The sequence below is a fragment of the Nesterenkonia lutea genome (genome assembly GCF_014873955.1).
Lineage (GTDB): Bacteria > Actinomycetota > Actinomycetes > Actinomycetales > Micrococcaceae > Nesterenkonia > Nesterenkonia lutea.
Genome location: NZ_JADBED010000001.1, coordinates 1000141 through 1016217 on the forward strand (window position 1 = coordinate 1000141; position 16077 = coordinate 1016217).

The window sequence follows — 16077 nt, forward strand, 5'->3', positions numbered from 1 at the left end:
ACTGCTGAGTCGCGGCGTCTGCTGCGGGGCAGTATCTATTGCGGGCAGGTGATGGTTAGTCTTGATCCTATGGGTCAGGCACCTCGAACCGGCGGATATCCGGCGCACTGGGAAGCAGATGTCGTCCTGCGTGACGGGGCCGCGGCCCATCTGCGACCGATCAGTCCCCAGGACGCGGAGCGGCTGCAGCGGATGCACTCCTCCCAGTCCGACTCCTCAATCTACCTACGATACTTCACCTTCAAGTCAGCGCTGACGGAGAAGGAGCTCATCCGCTTCACCCAGGTGGACCATATGGACCGGGTGGCCATGGTGATCCTGCTCGATGAGGAGATCATCGGAGTGGGCGGCTTCGACCGGATCGAGGGCACCCGTGAGGCCGAGGTCTCCTTCAACATCTCGGACAGACATCAGGGCCGCGGTCTCGGCTCGGTGCTGCTGGAGCACCTGGCCGCCGCAGGGCGCGAACGGGGACTCGAACGGTTCTCCGCGGAGGTGCTGCCGGAGAACCGCAAGATGCTGACGGTGTTCTCCGAGGCCGGCTATGAGACCCAGCGGCGCTTCGAGGACGGCGTGGTCATGCTCGAGTTCCCCATCGACCCGACGGAGAAGTCCCGGGCGGTCATGGAGGCCCGCGAGCACCGCGCCGAGTCACGAAGCGTGGCGGAGCTGCTCGCCCCGGAGCAGGTGGCCGTCATCGGGGCTTCGCGGGAATACGGCTCGGTGGGGTATCACCTCGTGCAGAACCTGGTCGAGGGGCATTTCACCGGCGGCGTGCACTCGGTGAACCCCGAAGCCTTCGAGGTCGGGGGAGTGGAGGCATCCGCCTCGCTGGCACACATCAAGCAGCAGATCGATCTCGCGGTGGTGGCCGTGCCCACGGAGCACCTGACCGAGGTGGTGGCCGACTGTGGTCGCAACGGGGTCAAAGGGATCCTGGTGGTGACTGCCCCGGGGCTGGGCGGGCAGACCGGCAATGATGAGGATCACCCGCCCTTCGATCAGCGCGAGCTGGTGCAGCTGGCCCGTCGCTGGGGAATGCGCGTCATCGGCCCCGCCTCCGTGGGCCTGATGAACACCGATCCGGATGTCTCGCTGAACGCCTCGCTCTCGCCGACCATGCCGCTGCGCGGGGGCGTGGGGCTGTTCAGCCAGTCGGCGTCGATCGGTGTCTCGCTCTTCGCCCAGGCCAACCGCCGTGAGCTGGGGCTCTCCTCGGTGATCTCCGCCGGCAACCGCGCGGACCTCTCCGGCAATGACGCGATGCAGTACTTCGAGGACGATGACTCCACCCGCGCCGTCGGCGTCTATCTGGAGAGCTTCGGCAACCCGCGCAAGTTCTCCCGGATCGCCCGCAGACTCTCGCGGACCAAGCCGGTGGTGGTCGCGAAATCCGATGTGATGGGTCGCAGCCTGCCCCCGGGGCACGAGGTCCGCACCACCCGGGCCCCGATGGGCGCAGTAGATTCCATGTTGGAACACTCCGGGGTGATCCAGGTGGGCAACCATGATTCGCTCATGGACGTGCTGCAGGTGCTCGCCACTCAGCCGCTGCCCGGCGGCGGCAGACTCGGGATCCTCTCGAACTCGCCCTCCATGGGCAGGATCCTCGCCGACACCGCCGGCACCCTGGGACTGACCGCGGCCCGCGTCGTCGGGGATCTGGACCTCGACCTTCCCCGCGCCCAGTCCGACGCGGTCCTGGCCGGCGCCCTGGAGGAGCTGTTCACCGCGGACGACGTCGATGCTGTGGCGCTGTGCCTGCAGCCTTCGGTGACCGGGGAGCACTATGACCACAGCCGGCTCATCTCGCAGACCGCCCGGCAGCACACGAAGCCCATGGTGGCCTCCTGGATCGGGGTGCTCGATTCCAGCGTGCCGCTGAACCATATCGGCAATGCCGCCCCGGTGATCGAGGAGGGATCCCTGCAGCAGGGCTTCCCGGTCTTCTCCTCGCCCGAGCGGTCCCTGGTGGCGCTGGCCAAGATCGTGCGGTACCAGCGCTGGCGCTCCGAGGGGATCGGGGAGGCCTACGTGCCGGCCGGCCTCGAGGGATCAGCAGTCTCCCGGCGCGGCGACGAGCTCCTGGACGGCTGGCTGGACGGCGTCTCCGGTGCGGCGCTGGAGCCGCTGGACGCGGACCGGTGTGCCGAGCTGCTGGAGGTCTACGGGATGTCGGTGCTGCGCTCCGTGGCGTTCTCCAGGGAGGAGGAGGCCCTCGCGGCTGCCGAACAGCTGGGCTACCCGGTGGCGGTGAAGTCAACGAACACGTATCTGCGCCACCGCCTGGACCTGGGCGGGGTGCAGCTGAACATCGAGGATGCCGAGGGCCTGCGCCGCGCGATAGCCGAGATGCGCCACGTGCTGGCCGACTATGGCGCCGCCGGGCTGGAGCTGCAGTCCATGGCCCCGGCCGGCCAGGGCTGCGTGGTCCGTGCGATCGAGGACCCGCTGATGGGTCCGGTGGTCTCCTTCGGCCTCTCCGGCGACGCCGTGGAGCTGCTCGATGACTGGGCGCATGCGGTGCCCCCGCTCACCGACCAGGACCTGCGCGGCCTGGTGCGCCGTCCGCGCGCCGCCAAGCGGCTCTTCGGGTACAAGGGAGTCCCAGCGGTGGACATCCCCGGACTGCAGGACACGCTCCAGCGGGTGGCCATGCTCAAGGACAACCATCCCCAGGTGGCGTCCCTGGAGCTGACCCCGGTGCTGGCCTCGCCCGAGGGCGTGCAGGTGCTGCATGCGGCGATCGAGATCGCTAACCCGGAGCAGCGCACAGATTCCGCCCGCCGCGCGATCAGCCGCTACTGACCACCTGCCCTGTGTGGTTGAGTCTTCCGGTGGGCACGTCGCAACCGGAAGACTCAACCACCCAGGAAGAGTGGTGCTTCCGGACGGGCGCGGGGTGCGCCTCGGGGCACGCCTGCCTGGAGCAGCCGCTTCGTCAGCGCCTCGGGCTGGTTGAGCTCGGCCCAGCCCCAGCGCACCATCCCGCGCCCGGTCCGGCGCAGCGCATCCTCGCGCAGCTTCTCCGCATAGTGCACCTGCCCTGGGCTGCGACCGTCGAGCAGGGCCGCGTCGAAGTATTTGCCGCGCCCGTCGAACTCGCCCACGATGTGGCGCGGGGCGGCCCCGGCGCGGCTCGCCAGCACCCATTCGAAGTCCACCCGCTGTTCGCCGAGTTCGGTGGTGATGATGACCTGCAGCGCCGGGGGAGCGAAGCCGAGCTCATGGATCAGCGCCCGCGAGACGGACTCTCCGGGAGACTCGGACTCGGCGTCGGCGAAGGTCAGGGCAGCCTTGTAGCGCGCAGCCAGCCGTCGGGAGAGGAATTCCTCGCCCCAGCCGGCGGGCTCAGATTCGATGCCGCCCGCGCCGTGGGCGTGCTGCGCGAGAAGCGCGTCGAGGACCACCACTGCCTCGGCGAAGGGCATGCGCGAGACGGTGTCCGGCACGGCGAGCTCCACCGGCTCCAGCCGATATCCCCCGGCGGGCCCGGTGACCCTTGTCAGAGCCGCAGCAGGAACCCGAACCTGGTGCGGAGTGCTCGCCCCGCCGCGCTGCGTCTGGCGGAGACTGCTGCGCGTCATGCCGTGCGGCAGGACGGGCTCGATGCGTCGGGTGGGGAGGTTCAGCAGCGCCGTCGCCGTCGCGCCGTCCTCGGGGTGTCTGGAGTGATAGCTCGCGAGCCAGCTCTGCGCGCGAGTCGTGCCGGTCATCGGTTCGCGGCGACTGATCCCGACGAGACCGGGGTCGGTGGTCCGCAGCGTGACATGAGGCGGCGTCCTGGCAAGCGGAAGCCCGTGGAGCAGGAGCGCGGATTCGCGACAGAAGAGCGATTCCGGCAGGCGCGTCGCCATGGCGGCGATCGCGATCTCCGCACGGACCCACGGCGGGGAGCGGATCCAGTCGCTGGCCGCAACGTAGACTCCGCGTCGCACGCGCAGGCAGTGTCCGGACGCGACGAGCGCCGAGAGCCGCGTGGCGCTGTGCAGATCATTGGGCTGCCAGCAGGAGCGGATGAGCTGGATCGGAGCGGGGTCGGCAGGCATGGTCCCAGCCTGCCGCACCGCCCACAGACCGACCTGGCGACGTCTGGAGCTGTGGAGTGCTCGGCTCATCCGGGGCGGTTGAGCATTCCTGTGGAGACGTATCCGCCGGAGAACTCAACCACCCAGGAAGGGTGGGGGGACAGAGGGTCAGCGGGACAGCGGGTCAGCGGACCGCGCCGGTGCGGAGGATGTGCTCGCGCAGCCTCTCCAACCCTTCGTCGACGCTGATCTGTGGGGCCCAGTCCAGTGCCCGCTGGGTCGCCCGCTGATCGAACCAGTGCGCGGTGGAGAGCTGTTCCGCGAGGAACCTGGTCATCGGCGGCTCGTCGGCCCGCGGTCCGGCGAGCTTCTCGCTGAGCGCCCAGAGGCGTTCGACGACGGCGCCGGCGCCTTTGGCGAGTCCGGGGGCCAGGCGCAGCCGCGGTGCGGGCGCACCACCTGCGGCGGCGATCCCCGTGATCAGCTCACCGATCGGGCGGGGCTCCGCATTGGTGAGGACCAGTCGCTGCCCGGCGATCTGCGGCAGTCGGCGCAGCCCGGCGATGAAGGCGTCCACCGCGTTGTCGATGTAGAGCGTATCCACCAGAGCGGCCCCGGAGCCCAGGATCGGCATCCGGCCCGAGCGGGCCCGGTCGATGATCCGGCTGGTCAGCTGCCCGTCCCCGGGCCCCCAGACCAGGTGCGGACGCACGATCAGCACATTCAGCCCGGAACCGCCCCGCGCCTGCGCGATCAGCTCCGCCTCGGCCTTTGTCTGCGCGTAGCTGCCCACGGCATGGCGCGGGTCTGCCGGCCCCGCCCCGGCTCCGATCAGCGAGGCGCCCGCGTGGGCCACCGAGGGGGAGGAGACGTGGAGGAAGTCGGTGACCCCGGCTGCCTGGGCCGCGTCGAGCAGCCGCTGGGTGCCGCGGACATTGACCTCCACGAAGTCCTCGTGCCGCCCCGAGACGGAGACCTTCGCCGCCATATGGATCACCGCGTGCTGACCCTGCACCGCGCGGGAGATCGCGGCCGGGTCGGTGAGCGACCCGCGCACCTCCTGGACGCCATCGAGGTCCGAGGCGCCGCGCTGGAGCACAGTGACCAGGTAGCCCTCACGAGTGAGGCGCTGGGCCACGCTGCGGCCCAGCAGGCCGGAGGCACCGGTGACCAGGACTCGGGCGCCGGGTTCGATCACCCGGCTCACGGCGCGCGGACCCTGCCCCCGGCGAGCACCTGCTCGGCCCAGGCGGCCAGCCGGGTGCGGTCGATCTTGGAGTTGTGCCGGACATCGGTGGGCAGCTCCTCGAGCACGAGCACCGCGGAGACCGACACCTCGGGCACGGCGGTGCGCACTCGTCGCGCGAAGGAGGCCTCCGCCAGGGGAGAGCGGCCGCTGCGCAGGTTCGCCCGGCCCGGAGCCGGCTCCACGATCACCACGACTGCCTGGGTGCCCGCGGGTCCCACCGGCACGGCGGCGCTGCGCGCGACCTCGGGCAGGGCGTCCACGGGAGTCTCCACAGCGCCGGGACCGAGGGGTCCCTGCGCGGTGGCGAGCACGTGCTGCAGGCGTCCTTCGATCCAGAGCCGCGACTCCGCGTCGAAATGGCCGATGTCATTGGTGCGGTGCCAGATCAGCCCGTCGCGGACGTCACGCTGAGACTGCCGATCGGTGAACCAGAGCCGGTCATAGCCGGCCTTCAGGTGGGCCGCCGAGACCACGATCTCACCCAGCACGCCCACGGCATCGCCCGCCTCGCGCAGCTCCTCGGCGGGACGACCGAGCGCGTCGAGCGGGGCGAGCGCGAACCGCACTCCGTCCACCGCTGTGCCCACACAGACCCCGGACTGCCCGGTGGCCGCGGCGTCGATCACTCCCTGGCGCTCGATGTCAGCCAGCAGCAGGCCCTCGGTCATGCCATAGGGGGTGTGGATCTGCGCGGCGGGGAAGATGGTCTGGACCGCGTCCAGCAGCTCCGGGTGCACCGGGGCCCCTGCGGAGAGCACGAGCCGGATCTCCCCGAGTGCACGGTGCTGCAGGGCGGAGAGCTCCTCGGCGGTCGCCACGACGTTGCGCAGCGCCGCCGGCGAGCCGAAGAACATGGTGGCGTCCCCGGCCAGGGCGGCATCGGCCACAGCCTGGGCGGTCAGCGTGGCGGGCCTGGTCACGGACATGTCTGGGGTCACCGAGGTGGCGCCGATGGCGGGTCCCAGCAGGGCGAAGGGTGCGAACCCGGCGATCAGGGAGGCTCCGGGCCGGATGTCGAACTGCTCCACCAGCAGCGCCGCGAGCGCGCCGAGCCGCGCATGGGTGTACATGACGCCTTTGGCGGGCCCGGTGGAGCCTGAGGTGAACAGGATCGCCGCGGGGTCCGCCGGATCCGGGTGGGGCTGGTCATCGGGGGACTGTCCCTCATGGCGGGCCAGCAGCGTCTCCACGTCGGCCACGGTGCCCAGCGCCCGCTGCCTGCGCGGGGACAGCGCATCCAGGCTGATCCGCTGTCCCGGCCAGCCCAGGCTGCGGGCGAGGCCGAGTCCGGGCAGCGCTCCGAGGACCCAGTCGGGTCGTGCACTGCGCACCGCGCGGGTCATGCCGCGCACGCCCAGTCCGGCATCGGCGACCACGCCCACCGCGCCGATGCGCAGGCAGGCGTAGAGGACCACGGTCAGCGAGTTCCCCGGAGGCACCAGCAGCGAGACGCGGTCCCCGCGCCGCACGCCGGTGCTGCGCAGGCCCACGGCCAGCGCGTCCACCTGTGCCGAGAGCTGGTCCCAGCTCAGCGCCCGTGCGTCGTTCGCGGCGTCCTCGGCGGTGCTCCAGGCCGAGGGCTCTGCGGTCATGTCGACCACGGCGGCGGTGTCCCGGCGCGCCGACCTGGTCATCGCGCGCAGCTGCTCGTGCAGTCCGAGGACCTCACCGGCCGGCTCGGGGGAGCGCAGCTCGTCTCGGGAGGGGCCCGGCCCGAAGTGATCGTCCAGCCAGGTGAACAGCGGAGCAGCGATGTCCCGGTCTTCGACGAGCATATGACCGGCACCCTCGAACCGGTGCAGGTCCGCGTGGGGCACGCGCTCCTGCAGGTCCGCGAGGTAGCGGTCCTGGAACACGGGGTCCTTGGGACCCCAGAGCAGGAGCGTGGGCTTCTCCCATGCGCGCAGACCCGCGGAGATCTCGTCCAGGGCGGCGCGGGAGACATGGGAGCTCTCCGCCGGGATGTCGGCGACGAAGCCGCCGATCCCGCCGCGGCCGCGCCGTGAGGCGTAGGGAGCACGGTAGGCGTCGCGAACCTCTGCCGTCAGCGTCTCTTCGGTCAGGCCCAGGGTGACCCGCAGGAAGCCTTCGCTGGAGACTGTGGTGGCCGGAAGCACGGCCGGTGCCATCGCGGCCCGGAGCGCGGCCGGGACCGACTCGCCGACGGGGTGGTCAACTGCGGTGTTCAGCGTGATCGCGGCGTCCACCTGGCCGCGCTGCCGGACGGCCCAGCCCAGCGAGATGACGCCGCCCCAGTCATGGCCGAGGGTCACCAGGGTGGAGGTGTCCACGTCGAGGGCGTCCATCAGCGCGTCCAGGTCGCCCAGGCGCGTCTGCAGCCGGCGGTAGCTGACCGCGTCGGCGGCGGGCGGCACCGGGTGGGAGAGCCGATCGGAGAATCCCATGTCCAGCTGATCAGGGGCGATCACGCGCCAGGCGGCGCCCTCGGTGGCGCGTTCCAGCGCGCCGGCGAGCACCGAGCGCCAGAGATAGGACCAGGTGGGGTTGCCATGCACAGCCAGGATCGTGCCGGTGGGCCGGATCCCGCGGGCGGCGAGCGCGGGCCCGGTGTCCAGCACGTGGAAGGTGCGGGCGCCGTCGTCGGTCTTGGCCGTGACCAGCCGGGACCACGCCGGGTCCAGCCCGGGGAAGGCGGAGGCGCCGCCGGGGGCATGGTCAGCGGGCAGTCGTGCCGCGGCTGCCGGGATGGGTGTGAAGCGGGGAGTCAGGTTCACCACTGGATCTCCAGCATCGCGGTGTTCAGTCCGGAGCCCACGCCCATGCACAGCACCCGGTCTCCGCGCTGCAGCCGCTCGGCCTCCCGCGCGAGCGTGATCGGCAGGGAGGCAGGTCCGACGTTGCCGAGCTCGGGGTAGGTCACCGGGACCCGCTTCTTGTCCAGCTTGGCCGCCTTGACGATGGAAGAGGTGTGCAGCTGGGAGACCTGGTGCGTGATGTAGGAATCCATGGTGTCCCAGTCGAAGTGCTCGCGCGCATCGTTGAAGGCATCCATGACGAGCTCGAGGCCGCCGTCGAGCAGGCCGCGGGCATCGGTGAACATGCCGCGGTGGTCCCCGACGCAGAGCGCGTGATGCTGGGTGGCCGCCCGGGTGACGCCGCCGATGACCCGGTGGCCCTCCGGGTGCTGATCGGCGGGACCGATCACCGCCGCGGCGGCCCCGCACCCCAGGGTCAGCGAGGCGAACTCCGCCATGAAGTCATCCCGAGAGACCATCTTCTCGAGCGAATTGATCCGCTCAACGGTGGCGTCCTGGACCTTCTTGGCGTCCTCGCCGTTGACGATCAGGACGTATCTGGCCTGCCCGGCGTCGATCATCGAGCTGGCCAGGGTGATGGCGTTGACGAATCCCAGGCAGGCATTGGTGATGTCGAAGTTCATCGCGGAGGTGGGCAGGCCCAGATCGTGGTGGATGCCGACGGCCACGGAGGGCTCCAGGTGCTCGCGGGTCACCGAGGTGTTGATCATCATCGAGACGTCCTCCGGGGCGATCCCGGCGGCGGCCAGAGCCCTGCGTCCGGCTTCCACCGTGCCGGCCCGCACATCACCGGGGCGCGACCAGTTGCGCCGCGCCTTCACCCCGGCGACCCGGTGGAGCAGGCCCGTCGGAAGCCGCAGGCGCTTGAGCGCATCCGCCAAGCGCCTGTCGAGATCCTTGGACGTCAGGACCTCGGGCGCTTGAACCTCCGTCACGGAGAGGAGGGAAGCGTTGCGGTGATGAAAAGTCGCGTTTCCTGGCACCGCACCAGTATCTCGTATGTGGGGCGCGCCCGCGAATCCCTGCACCGGATAGCATGTATCCCATGACTTTCAGCCAGCACGGGTCCGGAGAGAAGCACCGCACGGCCGCCTCCACCTTCTCTCTGAAGGAAGCCATCGAGCGCGGCGGCTTCTATCCAGCACTGGTGCACCACACGGTCACCGAGGCGCTCGACGGCCGCGAGGCCACCCATCAGATCGTGCATGTGGACACCCACTTCGACATGGAGGAGGTCCACCGTCACATCACCGTGGTGGCGCTGGCCGAGGACGTCGTCGTCGTCGCGCACCTCGATGACCACGATCTGGAGGCCGAGGACGGTCCCGCCTTCGACCATGGAGATTCCCCGCACCCGCCGCGTGCGGACACCGTGGCGCGGATCTCCACCGAAGTGGTTCCGGTGAGCCGGATCCGGTCGCTGATCCTCTCCGAGGTGCACAAGCATCCGGAGCACTTCACTCCTGACCGCTCATTGGCCGAGGTCTCGTTGAACCTGACCTGGACCGGCGGGGCACGCTTCGACACCTATCCGGCAGACTGCGGGAACCCCGAGTGCGTCGCCGATCACGGGGACACCGGCAGCTGGGTGCCCGAGGACATCACGCTGCGCATCGCCGCCACCGCCGAGGGTGACACTGCCGTGGACGAGGCACGCAGCTTCGTCCGCGCCCTGCGCCGAGCCTGCGTCAAGCACGCCCGCTGAGCAGCCTCTGCGTCTCGATGAGCCTTCCGCTGCCACCGCCCCCGGACTACGACGGCGCCCACCTGCGTCACGTGATGACCTCTGCCGCCGGAACCCTGGGGCTGAAGGGCTTCGAGAACCGGCTGGATCTGCCGGAGGCGGACATCACTGTGGTGCTGATGGTCGACGGGCTCGGCGACGCGCTGCTGGCGCGCTGCTCCGGTCATGCCCGATTCATCGCCTCGGCCTGGCGGCAGAGCGCCCGCTCCGCGATCCTTGACGTCGGGGTCCCGACGACGACGGCGGCCTCCCTGGCCTCGCTGGGGACCGGTGCCGCTCCCGGTGAGCACGGTCTGGTGGGCTATGACGTCCTGGCCCCCGAGCTCGATCGAGTGGTGAACATGCTCGGCGGCTGGGACCCGGACGTCGATCCCGCCCAGTGGCAGCCGCTGCCGTCCGTGCTGCGGCGAGCCGCGGCCGCCGGCGCGACGGTGCTCACCGCGTCCCGGCCGAAGTTCGCACAGTCCCAGCTCACCCAGGCCGTGCTCGCCGGCGGAGAGTTCCTCGGCGCGGACCGCATGGATGCCCGTTTCCGGCGCACCGCCGAGTGGATCGGCGCGCAGCGGCGCGGCCCGGGTGTGGTCCGGCAGGGCCCGGCCCCGAAGCAGCTCGTCTATCTCTACGTGGACGAGCTGGACAAGACCGGTCATCGCCACGGCGTGGATTCTCCCCAGTGGCTGACCATGCTCGAGACGCTCGACGCGGAGGCAGAGCGCTTCACCACAGAGCTCGCCCGCCGCTGGGGGAGTGCGGTCTCGGTCGTGCTCACCGCGGACCACGGCATGGTCGACGTCGCAGCGGAGAATCGCATCGACTTCTCCGGGCGGCAGGATCTGCTCGAGGGCGTGCGCCATACCGGAGGGGAACCGAGACTGGTGCAGCTCTACGCCGAGTCCGGTGCTGCGGCCGAGGACATCCGCTCTGCCTGGGCCGAGGAATACGGGGAGCGCGCCTGGATCCTCACCCGGGAGCAGGCGCTGAAAGCCGGGTGGTTCGGGCCGGTGGCAGATCGGGTCGCAGGTCGCATCGGTGACGTGCTGGTGGCCGTGCATGCCGATATCGCCCTGTACCACTGTGACCGCGTGGGCCAGGCTCCGCTGTCGATGGTGGGCCAGCATGGCTCGCTCACCGAGGCTGAACGCCGCGTGCCGCTGGTGCAGCTCAGCGGGGCATGACCGCGCCTCCGAGGCGCAGTCAGTCGTTCCTGCGGTCAGTCGTTCTTGGAGCCGAAGAGGATGTCGTCCCATTTCGGCATGCTCGCCCGTCGAGCAGGAGCCTTCCGGCGCGGCCTCGCTGTGGCCCCAGACTGTTCTGTTTCTGGCCCTGTCTCGTCGTCTCGACTCGAGGCGGGGAGAGCTCCCCGCGTCTCGGCTGACCCCCGGTCGGTCCTGCCCGCAGACTCGGGATCTGCGGGTGTCTCCTCATAGGCGAAGCCCCAGGCGTCGACCGCTGCGTCCCCTGCCTCGGCACCGGCTCCTGCGGAACTGTCATCCTGGGCGCCGAGCGCTGACCGCTGTGACTCCCCGGAAGGCCGCCGCTGACCGGTCAGCGTCTGGCCGGGCGTGCGCTGGTCCGGGTTGCGCTGGCCGGGCCTCTGTTGGTCCGCGTGCACCTGGTGGTCCGGGTGCGTGTGACCCGCCTCGGTGTGCTCTGCCTCCGCACCGTCCGACGCCTCGCCTTCGGAGTCCGGCTGGTCCTGCGGCGTCTCGCGGGGGCTCCGGCTGGGCCCGTGGTCTGTGACCGGGCGCAGCCGAGCAAGCGGAATCGTGGAGTGCTCGTCCTCAGAGTCCCGCGCAGAGTCCCGAGCCTCGTCGGGTTCGCCGGCACCCTCGCTGCTGCCTGCTGGCGCGCCATGCCCAGGCTCACCGGAGTCGTCGCTGGGGAATCTGGGGGGATCCTGGCGATTGAGCATCAGTGCGAGGCGGTCGTCAGCTTCCGCATCGGCACCGAGTCGCTGACCCCGGCGCGCGCGCAGCACCTCCAGCAGGTCCTCGTGCTCCCGCCCTTCACCGCGGGGTGCGGATTCCCCGCCGCGCCGCGAGGCGCCGGCGAAGCGTCCGTCGGAGAAATGGGCGGTGCGGTCCTGCCCGGTGCCCCCGGCCGGGGAGGAGCGATCAGCTGACGTCGCCGACGCACCCGAGGGAGCATCAGCGCCCGTGCCAGAGGCGCTGGGTGGACCCGAACGGCCGCCCGGCACCGACGCAGACCTGAGACCTGCGGTGCGGCTGGAGTCCTCCACGTTGAACGGAGTGTCCACCGCAGAGAGTCGGCGCACCCCCGGGCGGTCAGAATCGGCCGAGGAGGCCTGCGCGGAGGGAGCCAGAACGCTGAGCGATTCGGCCCAGCGGTTCGCGGCCCGCAGATGTCGGGTCTCGGCCTGGAAGACCCATTCAGCCGGGGGCTTGAGTCCGATGCCCGGGCCGTGAGTCGCCGAGGAGTCCACGTCGAAGAGGCAGGTGATCTGCCAGAGTCCGTCCTCGCGGCGCCAGGCATCCCAGTTCACGGTGGAGAGGTCCACGTCCATCGCACGGAGGCGGACCTTGACCATGGCCTCCAGCGTGGCCGGGGCGTCGCCGAAGGCCACACGGTGAGACTCAGCCGCGGAGGCGGCGGCGATCTGTGTGGTCCGCGCCCGCTGGGCCATATAGGCACGTTCGGCCTGCACCGGGCCCGCGTAGCGCTGGACATGTGCCATGGTGAGACCAGAGGCGGCGACCACCTGGTCCACAGTGGCGCCGGAGCGCAGCCGGGACTGGATCTCGCGCGGGGTCAGGGGGTTCGTGGAGGCGTCGGTCCCGGACGGTCGGACAGAGGGTCTCGCCGCAGCCTGACGAAGAGCCTCGTCCACTGGCAGCGCGAACTCGTGACCAGAGTCGTCGGAGAGGATCAGCTGCGGCTCGCCGTCCCCTTCGTCGACCCCGACGATGCGCAGGTGCTGCATTTGGGCTTCCTCCGAAGAACGAGCTGGTGGCTGTTCGGGCCACTGTATCGCGGGGAGGATCAAAACCTGCCGCACTGCTCAACCACTCCTGGAAGGATTATTGCCCAGCGGCGGTTCTCATGACATTGTGTGGTTCCTGCTCGGAGCGCCCATGCGCCGGGGAGTGTCAGCCCAGGGCTCAACCGATGGACAGGATTTGGTCCTGCGATCCGGATGGGACACAATCTGTCCGACCAGAATTTCCCACGTGTTCTGTGGAGCGGGCGTGAGCTCGAGCCGACAGGGGCCACGCCACAGGGAAATCGCGCTCAATCAGCTTCACCAGAAGCCGTTCGTCGAGCGCTTCGACCACGAGAAACCGGAGTGTGGAGCACCTCTTATGGCAACTGACTACGACGCGCCGCGGAAGAATGACGACGAGACCAGTGAAGACTCCATCGAGGAGCTGAAGAACCGGAACACCTCGCGGCAGTCCTCTGTGGTGGACGAGGATGAGACGGAGGCGGCGGAAGGGTTCGAGCTTCCCGGAGCCGATCTCTCCGATGAGGAGCTGCAGGTCCGCGTGCTGCCCGCGCAGTCTGATGAGTTCACCTGCTCATCCTGCTTCCTGGTGCGGCACCGCTCCCAGGTGGCCCGTGAAGAGAACGGGATGTTCTTCTGCAAGGACTGCGAGGGCTGATCCGCGCCGGCCGCGGCGGCTGACCCCGCCTGGTCCTTGACGTGTGGACATGAGACCGGTCCCAGCCGGCCGGGCTCACTCGAAACTGACGCCGTGCTCCTGCACGGGCTCTTCGGAGCCCAGTGCTGAGAGCACGGCGTTCGGCTTTCTGGTGGAGAAGATCCAGTAGGGAGTCGCGTCCCGGGGGTCGAGGATCTGCACGGTCACCACAGAGTCGGTCCAGCCCCGGATGCACTGGTAGGAACTCGCGTCGAAGCCCGGTCCCAGCTGTTCACGCGCGGCATCGCCGCTGTGCGCGACGATCCGGCCCAGGTGGATCCGCTGAATCCGGGCCCGCCCCACGCGCAGCCACTCGGGGGTGACCTCGATGGTGGGGGTGGTGATGACCAGTCCGAAGACCACGAGCGCAATACCGATGATCGCGGTGAGCAGCCCGAACGTGATGCTGATCGGGAAGAAGATCAGCGAGATCGAGGCTCCCAGCAGGATTCCCGCCACCCAGAGCCACCAGGCGGGCCACAGCTTCTCGGTGTAGACCGGCACCTGCTCCGTCTGGGAAGAGGAAGCATCGGCACTCATACCACTCGTGTCACTCATGACACCATCGTCGCATGTCCGGCGGAGCAGTCCAGTCGAGCCCAGCGGTAGACTCGGGGCTGTGAATCGCATCTCAGTGCCCGTCAGACAGCTGGATCCCGGACTCAGCCTGCCCCACTACGCTCATGCCGGTGATGCCGGCGCAGATCTGCTCAGTGCAGAGCAGTTCACCCTGGAACCCGGCGAGCGTCGCCTGATCGGCACCGGCGTCGCCCTCGCGCTGCCGGTCGGCTGGGTCGGTCTGGTCCATCCGCGCAGCGGACTGGCGGCCCGCCACGGCGTCACGGTGCTCAACGCCCCGGGAACGGTGGATGCTGGGTATCGTGGAGAACTCAAGGTATGCCTGCTCAACACGGACCGGGATGAGGCGGTGCACTTCGAACGCGGAGACCGGATCGCGCAGCTGATCCTGCAGCGAGTGGACCAGGCCGAGTTCATCCCCGTCGAGGAGCTGGACGCCAGTGACCGCGGTGCCGACGGCTTCGGCTCCACCGGGCGCTAGACCAGCCGAGAACCTACCAGGAGGACAGGCATGCTCTTCGGCAAGAAGAAGACAGCAGCAAAACAGGCGGCCCCCGAGTCGACCGCGTCAACGACAACGGTCCCGAGCCCCGCATCGGAGCCCCCCTCGGTCGCGTCCCCAGCCTCGGCCGGGACCGATTCCCCGACCACTGGATCGGTGACTTCGAGCGCCGACTCCGGCGCGGCGACGCCCCAACCAGTGCTGCACGGACCCCGTGACTTCAGCGAGCTGGAGTCGAAAAAGGGGTACCTCGACTTCGGTGCGCTGCTGATCCCGGCGGCGAAGAATCAACAGGTGCGCCTGGACATCGATCAGAAGACCAAGCGCGTGGTGGCGCTGACCATCATGGTCGAGCAGGCCAGCATCCAGGTCCAGCCCTTCTCGGCGCCCAAGTCCGGCGGCACCTGGAACGAGGTGCTCGAACAGATCAAAGACTCCGTGATCAAGCAGAACGGCAAGGTCAAGGAGGTCGACGGACGCTTCGGGAAGGAGCTGGCGGCGAGGGTGCCGACCGTGCTCAAAGATGGCCGCAAGGGCTGGCGCGTGGCCCGATTCATCGGATTCGAGGGGCCCCGCTGGTTCCTGCGCGGCGTGGTGGGTGGCCGCGGAGCCATCGACGCCTCGGCGGCCCGAGCCGTGGAGGAGCTGTTCTCCAAGATCGTCGTCGTCCGCGGCGATGACCCGCTGCCGCCTCGGGAGCTGCTGCGGCTGCAGCCCCCGGAAGGTGCCAAGCGGGTGGTGGTCCCGCGCAACCGCGCAGAGCGCCGCGACGACTCTCCCAGCCCCAACCCAGCGGCAGCACCGGTCAGCGATGACACCTGAGCCGGACGGAGCTCGCCGAGCACCCCAGACCTCCCGGGACGAGGAGATGCAGCTGAGGAGCGCCGCCGGTTCCAGGGTGAAGACCAGCTCCGACGGCTCACTGGATGTGCTGGCATCTGTCGGCGGAGTGCGCGGTCTCGTGGAGAGCTCGCTGCCCGCCGTGGTGTTCCTGGTGGCGTTCCTGATCACCGAGGAGCTCGTGCCCTCGCTGATCGGCTCGGTGGCGGTCGGGCTGGCGTTCGCCCTCGCCCGACTCGTGCAGAAGGGCTCCCTGGTGCAGTCCCTGGCGGGACTGGCGGGCATCCTGATCTGCGCGCTGGTCGCGTACCGCTCCGGGGACGCCCGTGACTTCTACGCCTGGGGCTTCTTGATCAACGCCGGCTATCTGCTGGCTTTCATCGTCTCGATCCTGGTCAGGTGGCCGTTCCTCGGTCTGCTCTTCGGGATCGTGCGCGGCGAGGGACTTGATTGGCGCAAGGATCCGGTGCGCCGTCGAAGGTACGCCCTCGCCACCTGGATCCTGGTCGCCGTGCCGGGGGCGCGCCTTCTGGTGCAGGCCCCGCTCTACCTCGCCGACGACGTCGCGGGGCTGGGCACCGCCCGGCTGGTCATGGGCATCCCCCTCTACGCGCTGGCGCTGTGGGTGGGATGGATGATCACACGTCCTGCGGCGGCGCCCGCAGTCGGACCACTGGAGACCGAGAGGAATCGCTGAGG

13 protein-coding genes are annotated in these 16077 nt (G+C 69.9%); 7 read left to right on the forward strand and 6 right to left on the reverse strand.

Features of this window, described 5'->3' with window-relative positions:
- Window positions 1-69: 69 nt before the first annotated feature.
- On the forward strand, window positions 70-2808 hold the full coding sequence (locus H4W27_RS04580; RefSeq protein ID WP_192594882.1) for a bifunctional acetate--CoA ligase family protein/GNAT family N-acetyltransferase: 2739 nt from the start codon (window positions 70-72) through the stop codon (window positions 2806-2808).
- A gap of 53 nt (window positions 2809-2861) precedes the next feature.
- Here H4W27_RS04580 and H4W27_RS04585 read toward each other — a convergent pair whose 3' ends face one another.
- The 4 genes from H4W27_RS04585 to H4W27_RS04600 all read right to left on the reverse strand — a co-directional run bounded on the left by H4W27_RS04585 (window position 2862) and on the right by H4W27_RS04600 (window position 9037).
- Window positions 2862-4049, reverse strand: a complete 1188-nt coding sequence (locus H4W27_RS04585; protein ID WP_192594883.1) for a hypothetical protein — start codon at window positions 4047-4049, stop codon at window positions 2862-2864.
- 163 nt (window positions 4050-4212) lie between these two features.
- Window positions 4213-5235: an NAD-dependent epimerase/dehydratase family protein gene (locus tag H4W27_RS04590; protein ID WP_318782149.1), complete on the reverse strand. Its 1023-nt coding sequence runs from the start codon at window positions 5233-5235 to the stop codon at window positions 4213-4215.
- Window positions 5232-8012: an alpha/beta fold hydrolase gene (locus H4W27_RS04595; protein ID WP_318782150.1), complete on the reverse strand. Its 2781-nt coding sequence runs from the start codon at window positions 8010-8012 to the stop codon at window positions 5232-5234. The genes H4W27_RS04590 and H4W27_RS04595 overlap by 4 nt, the downstream gene beginning before the upstream one ends.
- Complete coding sequence (locus H4W27_RS04600; protein ID WP_192594884.1) at window positions 8009-9037, reverse strand: 3-oxoacyl-ACP synthase III; 1029 nt, start codon at window positions 9035-9037, stop codon at window positions 8009-8011. The genes H4W27_RS04595 and H4W27_RS04600 overlap by 4 nt, the downstream gene beginning before the upstream one ends.
- A 62-nt stretch (window positions 9038-9099) precedes the next feature.
- Here H4W27_RS04600 and H4W27_RS04605 point away from each other — a divergent pair, with 62 nt between their 5' ends.
- Window positions 9100-9759, forward strand: a complete 660-nt coding sequence (locus tag H4W27_RS04605; protein ID WP_192594885.1) for a DUF5998 family protein — start codon at window positions 9100-9102, stop codon at window positions 9757-9759.
- A 17-nt stretch (window positions 9760-9776) separates the two neighbouring features.
- Window positions 9777-10973: an alkaline phosphatase family protein gene (locus H4W27_RS04610; RefSeq protein WP_192594886.1), complete on the forward strand. Its 1197-nt coding sequence runs from the start codon at window positions 9777-9779 to the stop codon at window positions 10971-10973.
- Window positions 10974-11008: 35 nt separating this feature from the next.
- Here H4W27_RS04610 and sepH read toward each other — a convergent pair whose 3' ends face one another.
- On the reverse strand, window positions 11009-12739 hold the full coding sequence (gene sepH, locus H4W27_RS04615) for a septation protein SepH (RefSeq protein ID WP_192594887.1): 1731 nt from the start codon (window positions 12737-12739) through the stop codon (window positions 11009-11011).
- 379 nt (window positions 12740-13118) lie between these two features.
- On the opposite strand from sepH, the gene H4W27_RS04620 reads away from it, so the two are divergent.
- On the forward strand, window positions 13119-13418 hold the full coding sequence (locus tag H4W27_RS04620; RefSeq protein WP_036475539.1) for a DUF4193 domain-containing protein: 300 nt from the start codon (window positions 13119-13121) through the stop codon (window positions 13416-13418).
- 75 nt (window positions 13419-13493) lie between these two features.
- On the opposite strand, the gene H4W27_RS04625 is transcribed toward H4W27_RS04620, so the two are convergent.
- Window positions 13494-14015 (reverse strand): DUF3093 domain-containing protein, encoded by a 522-nt coding sequence (locus tag H4W27_RS04625; protein WP_225939004.1) that lies wholly within the window; start codon window positions 14013-14015, stop codon window positions 13494-13496.
- 61 nt (window positions 14016-14076) lie between these two features.
- Here H4W27_RS04625 and dut point away from each other — a divergent pair, with 61 nt between their 5' ends.
- The 3 genes from dut to H4W27_RS04640 all read left to right on the forward strand — a co-directional run bounded on the left by dut (window position 14077) and on the right by H4W27_RS04640 (window position 16075).
- On the forward strand, window positions 14077-14517 hold the full coding sequence (gene dut / locus H4W27_RS04630) for a dUTP diphosphatase (RefSeq protein WP_318782151.1): 441 nt from the start codon (window positions 14077-14079) through the stop codon (window positions 14515-14517).
- A 177-nt stretch (window positions 14518-14694) separates the two neighbouring features.
- On the forward strand, window positions 14695-15360 hold the full coding sequence (locus H4W27_RS04635; RefSeq protein ID WP_192594889.1) for a DUF3710 domain-containing protein: 666 nt from the start codon (window positions 14695-14697) through the stop codon (window positions 15358-15360).
- Between the two features lie 46 nt (window positions 15361-15406).
- The gene (locus H4W27_RS04640) at window positions 15407-16075 is read left to right on the forward strand and encodes a DUF3159 domain-containing protein (RefSeq protein ID WP_225939006.1); all 669 of its coding nucleotides are present in this window, start codon (window positions 15407-15409) and stop codon (window positions 16073-16075) included.
- The last annotated feature ends 2 nt before the right edge of the window (window positions 16076-16077 follow it).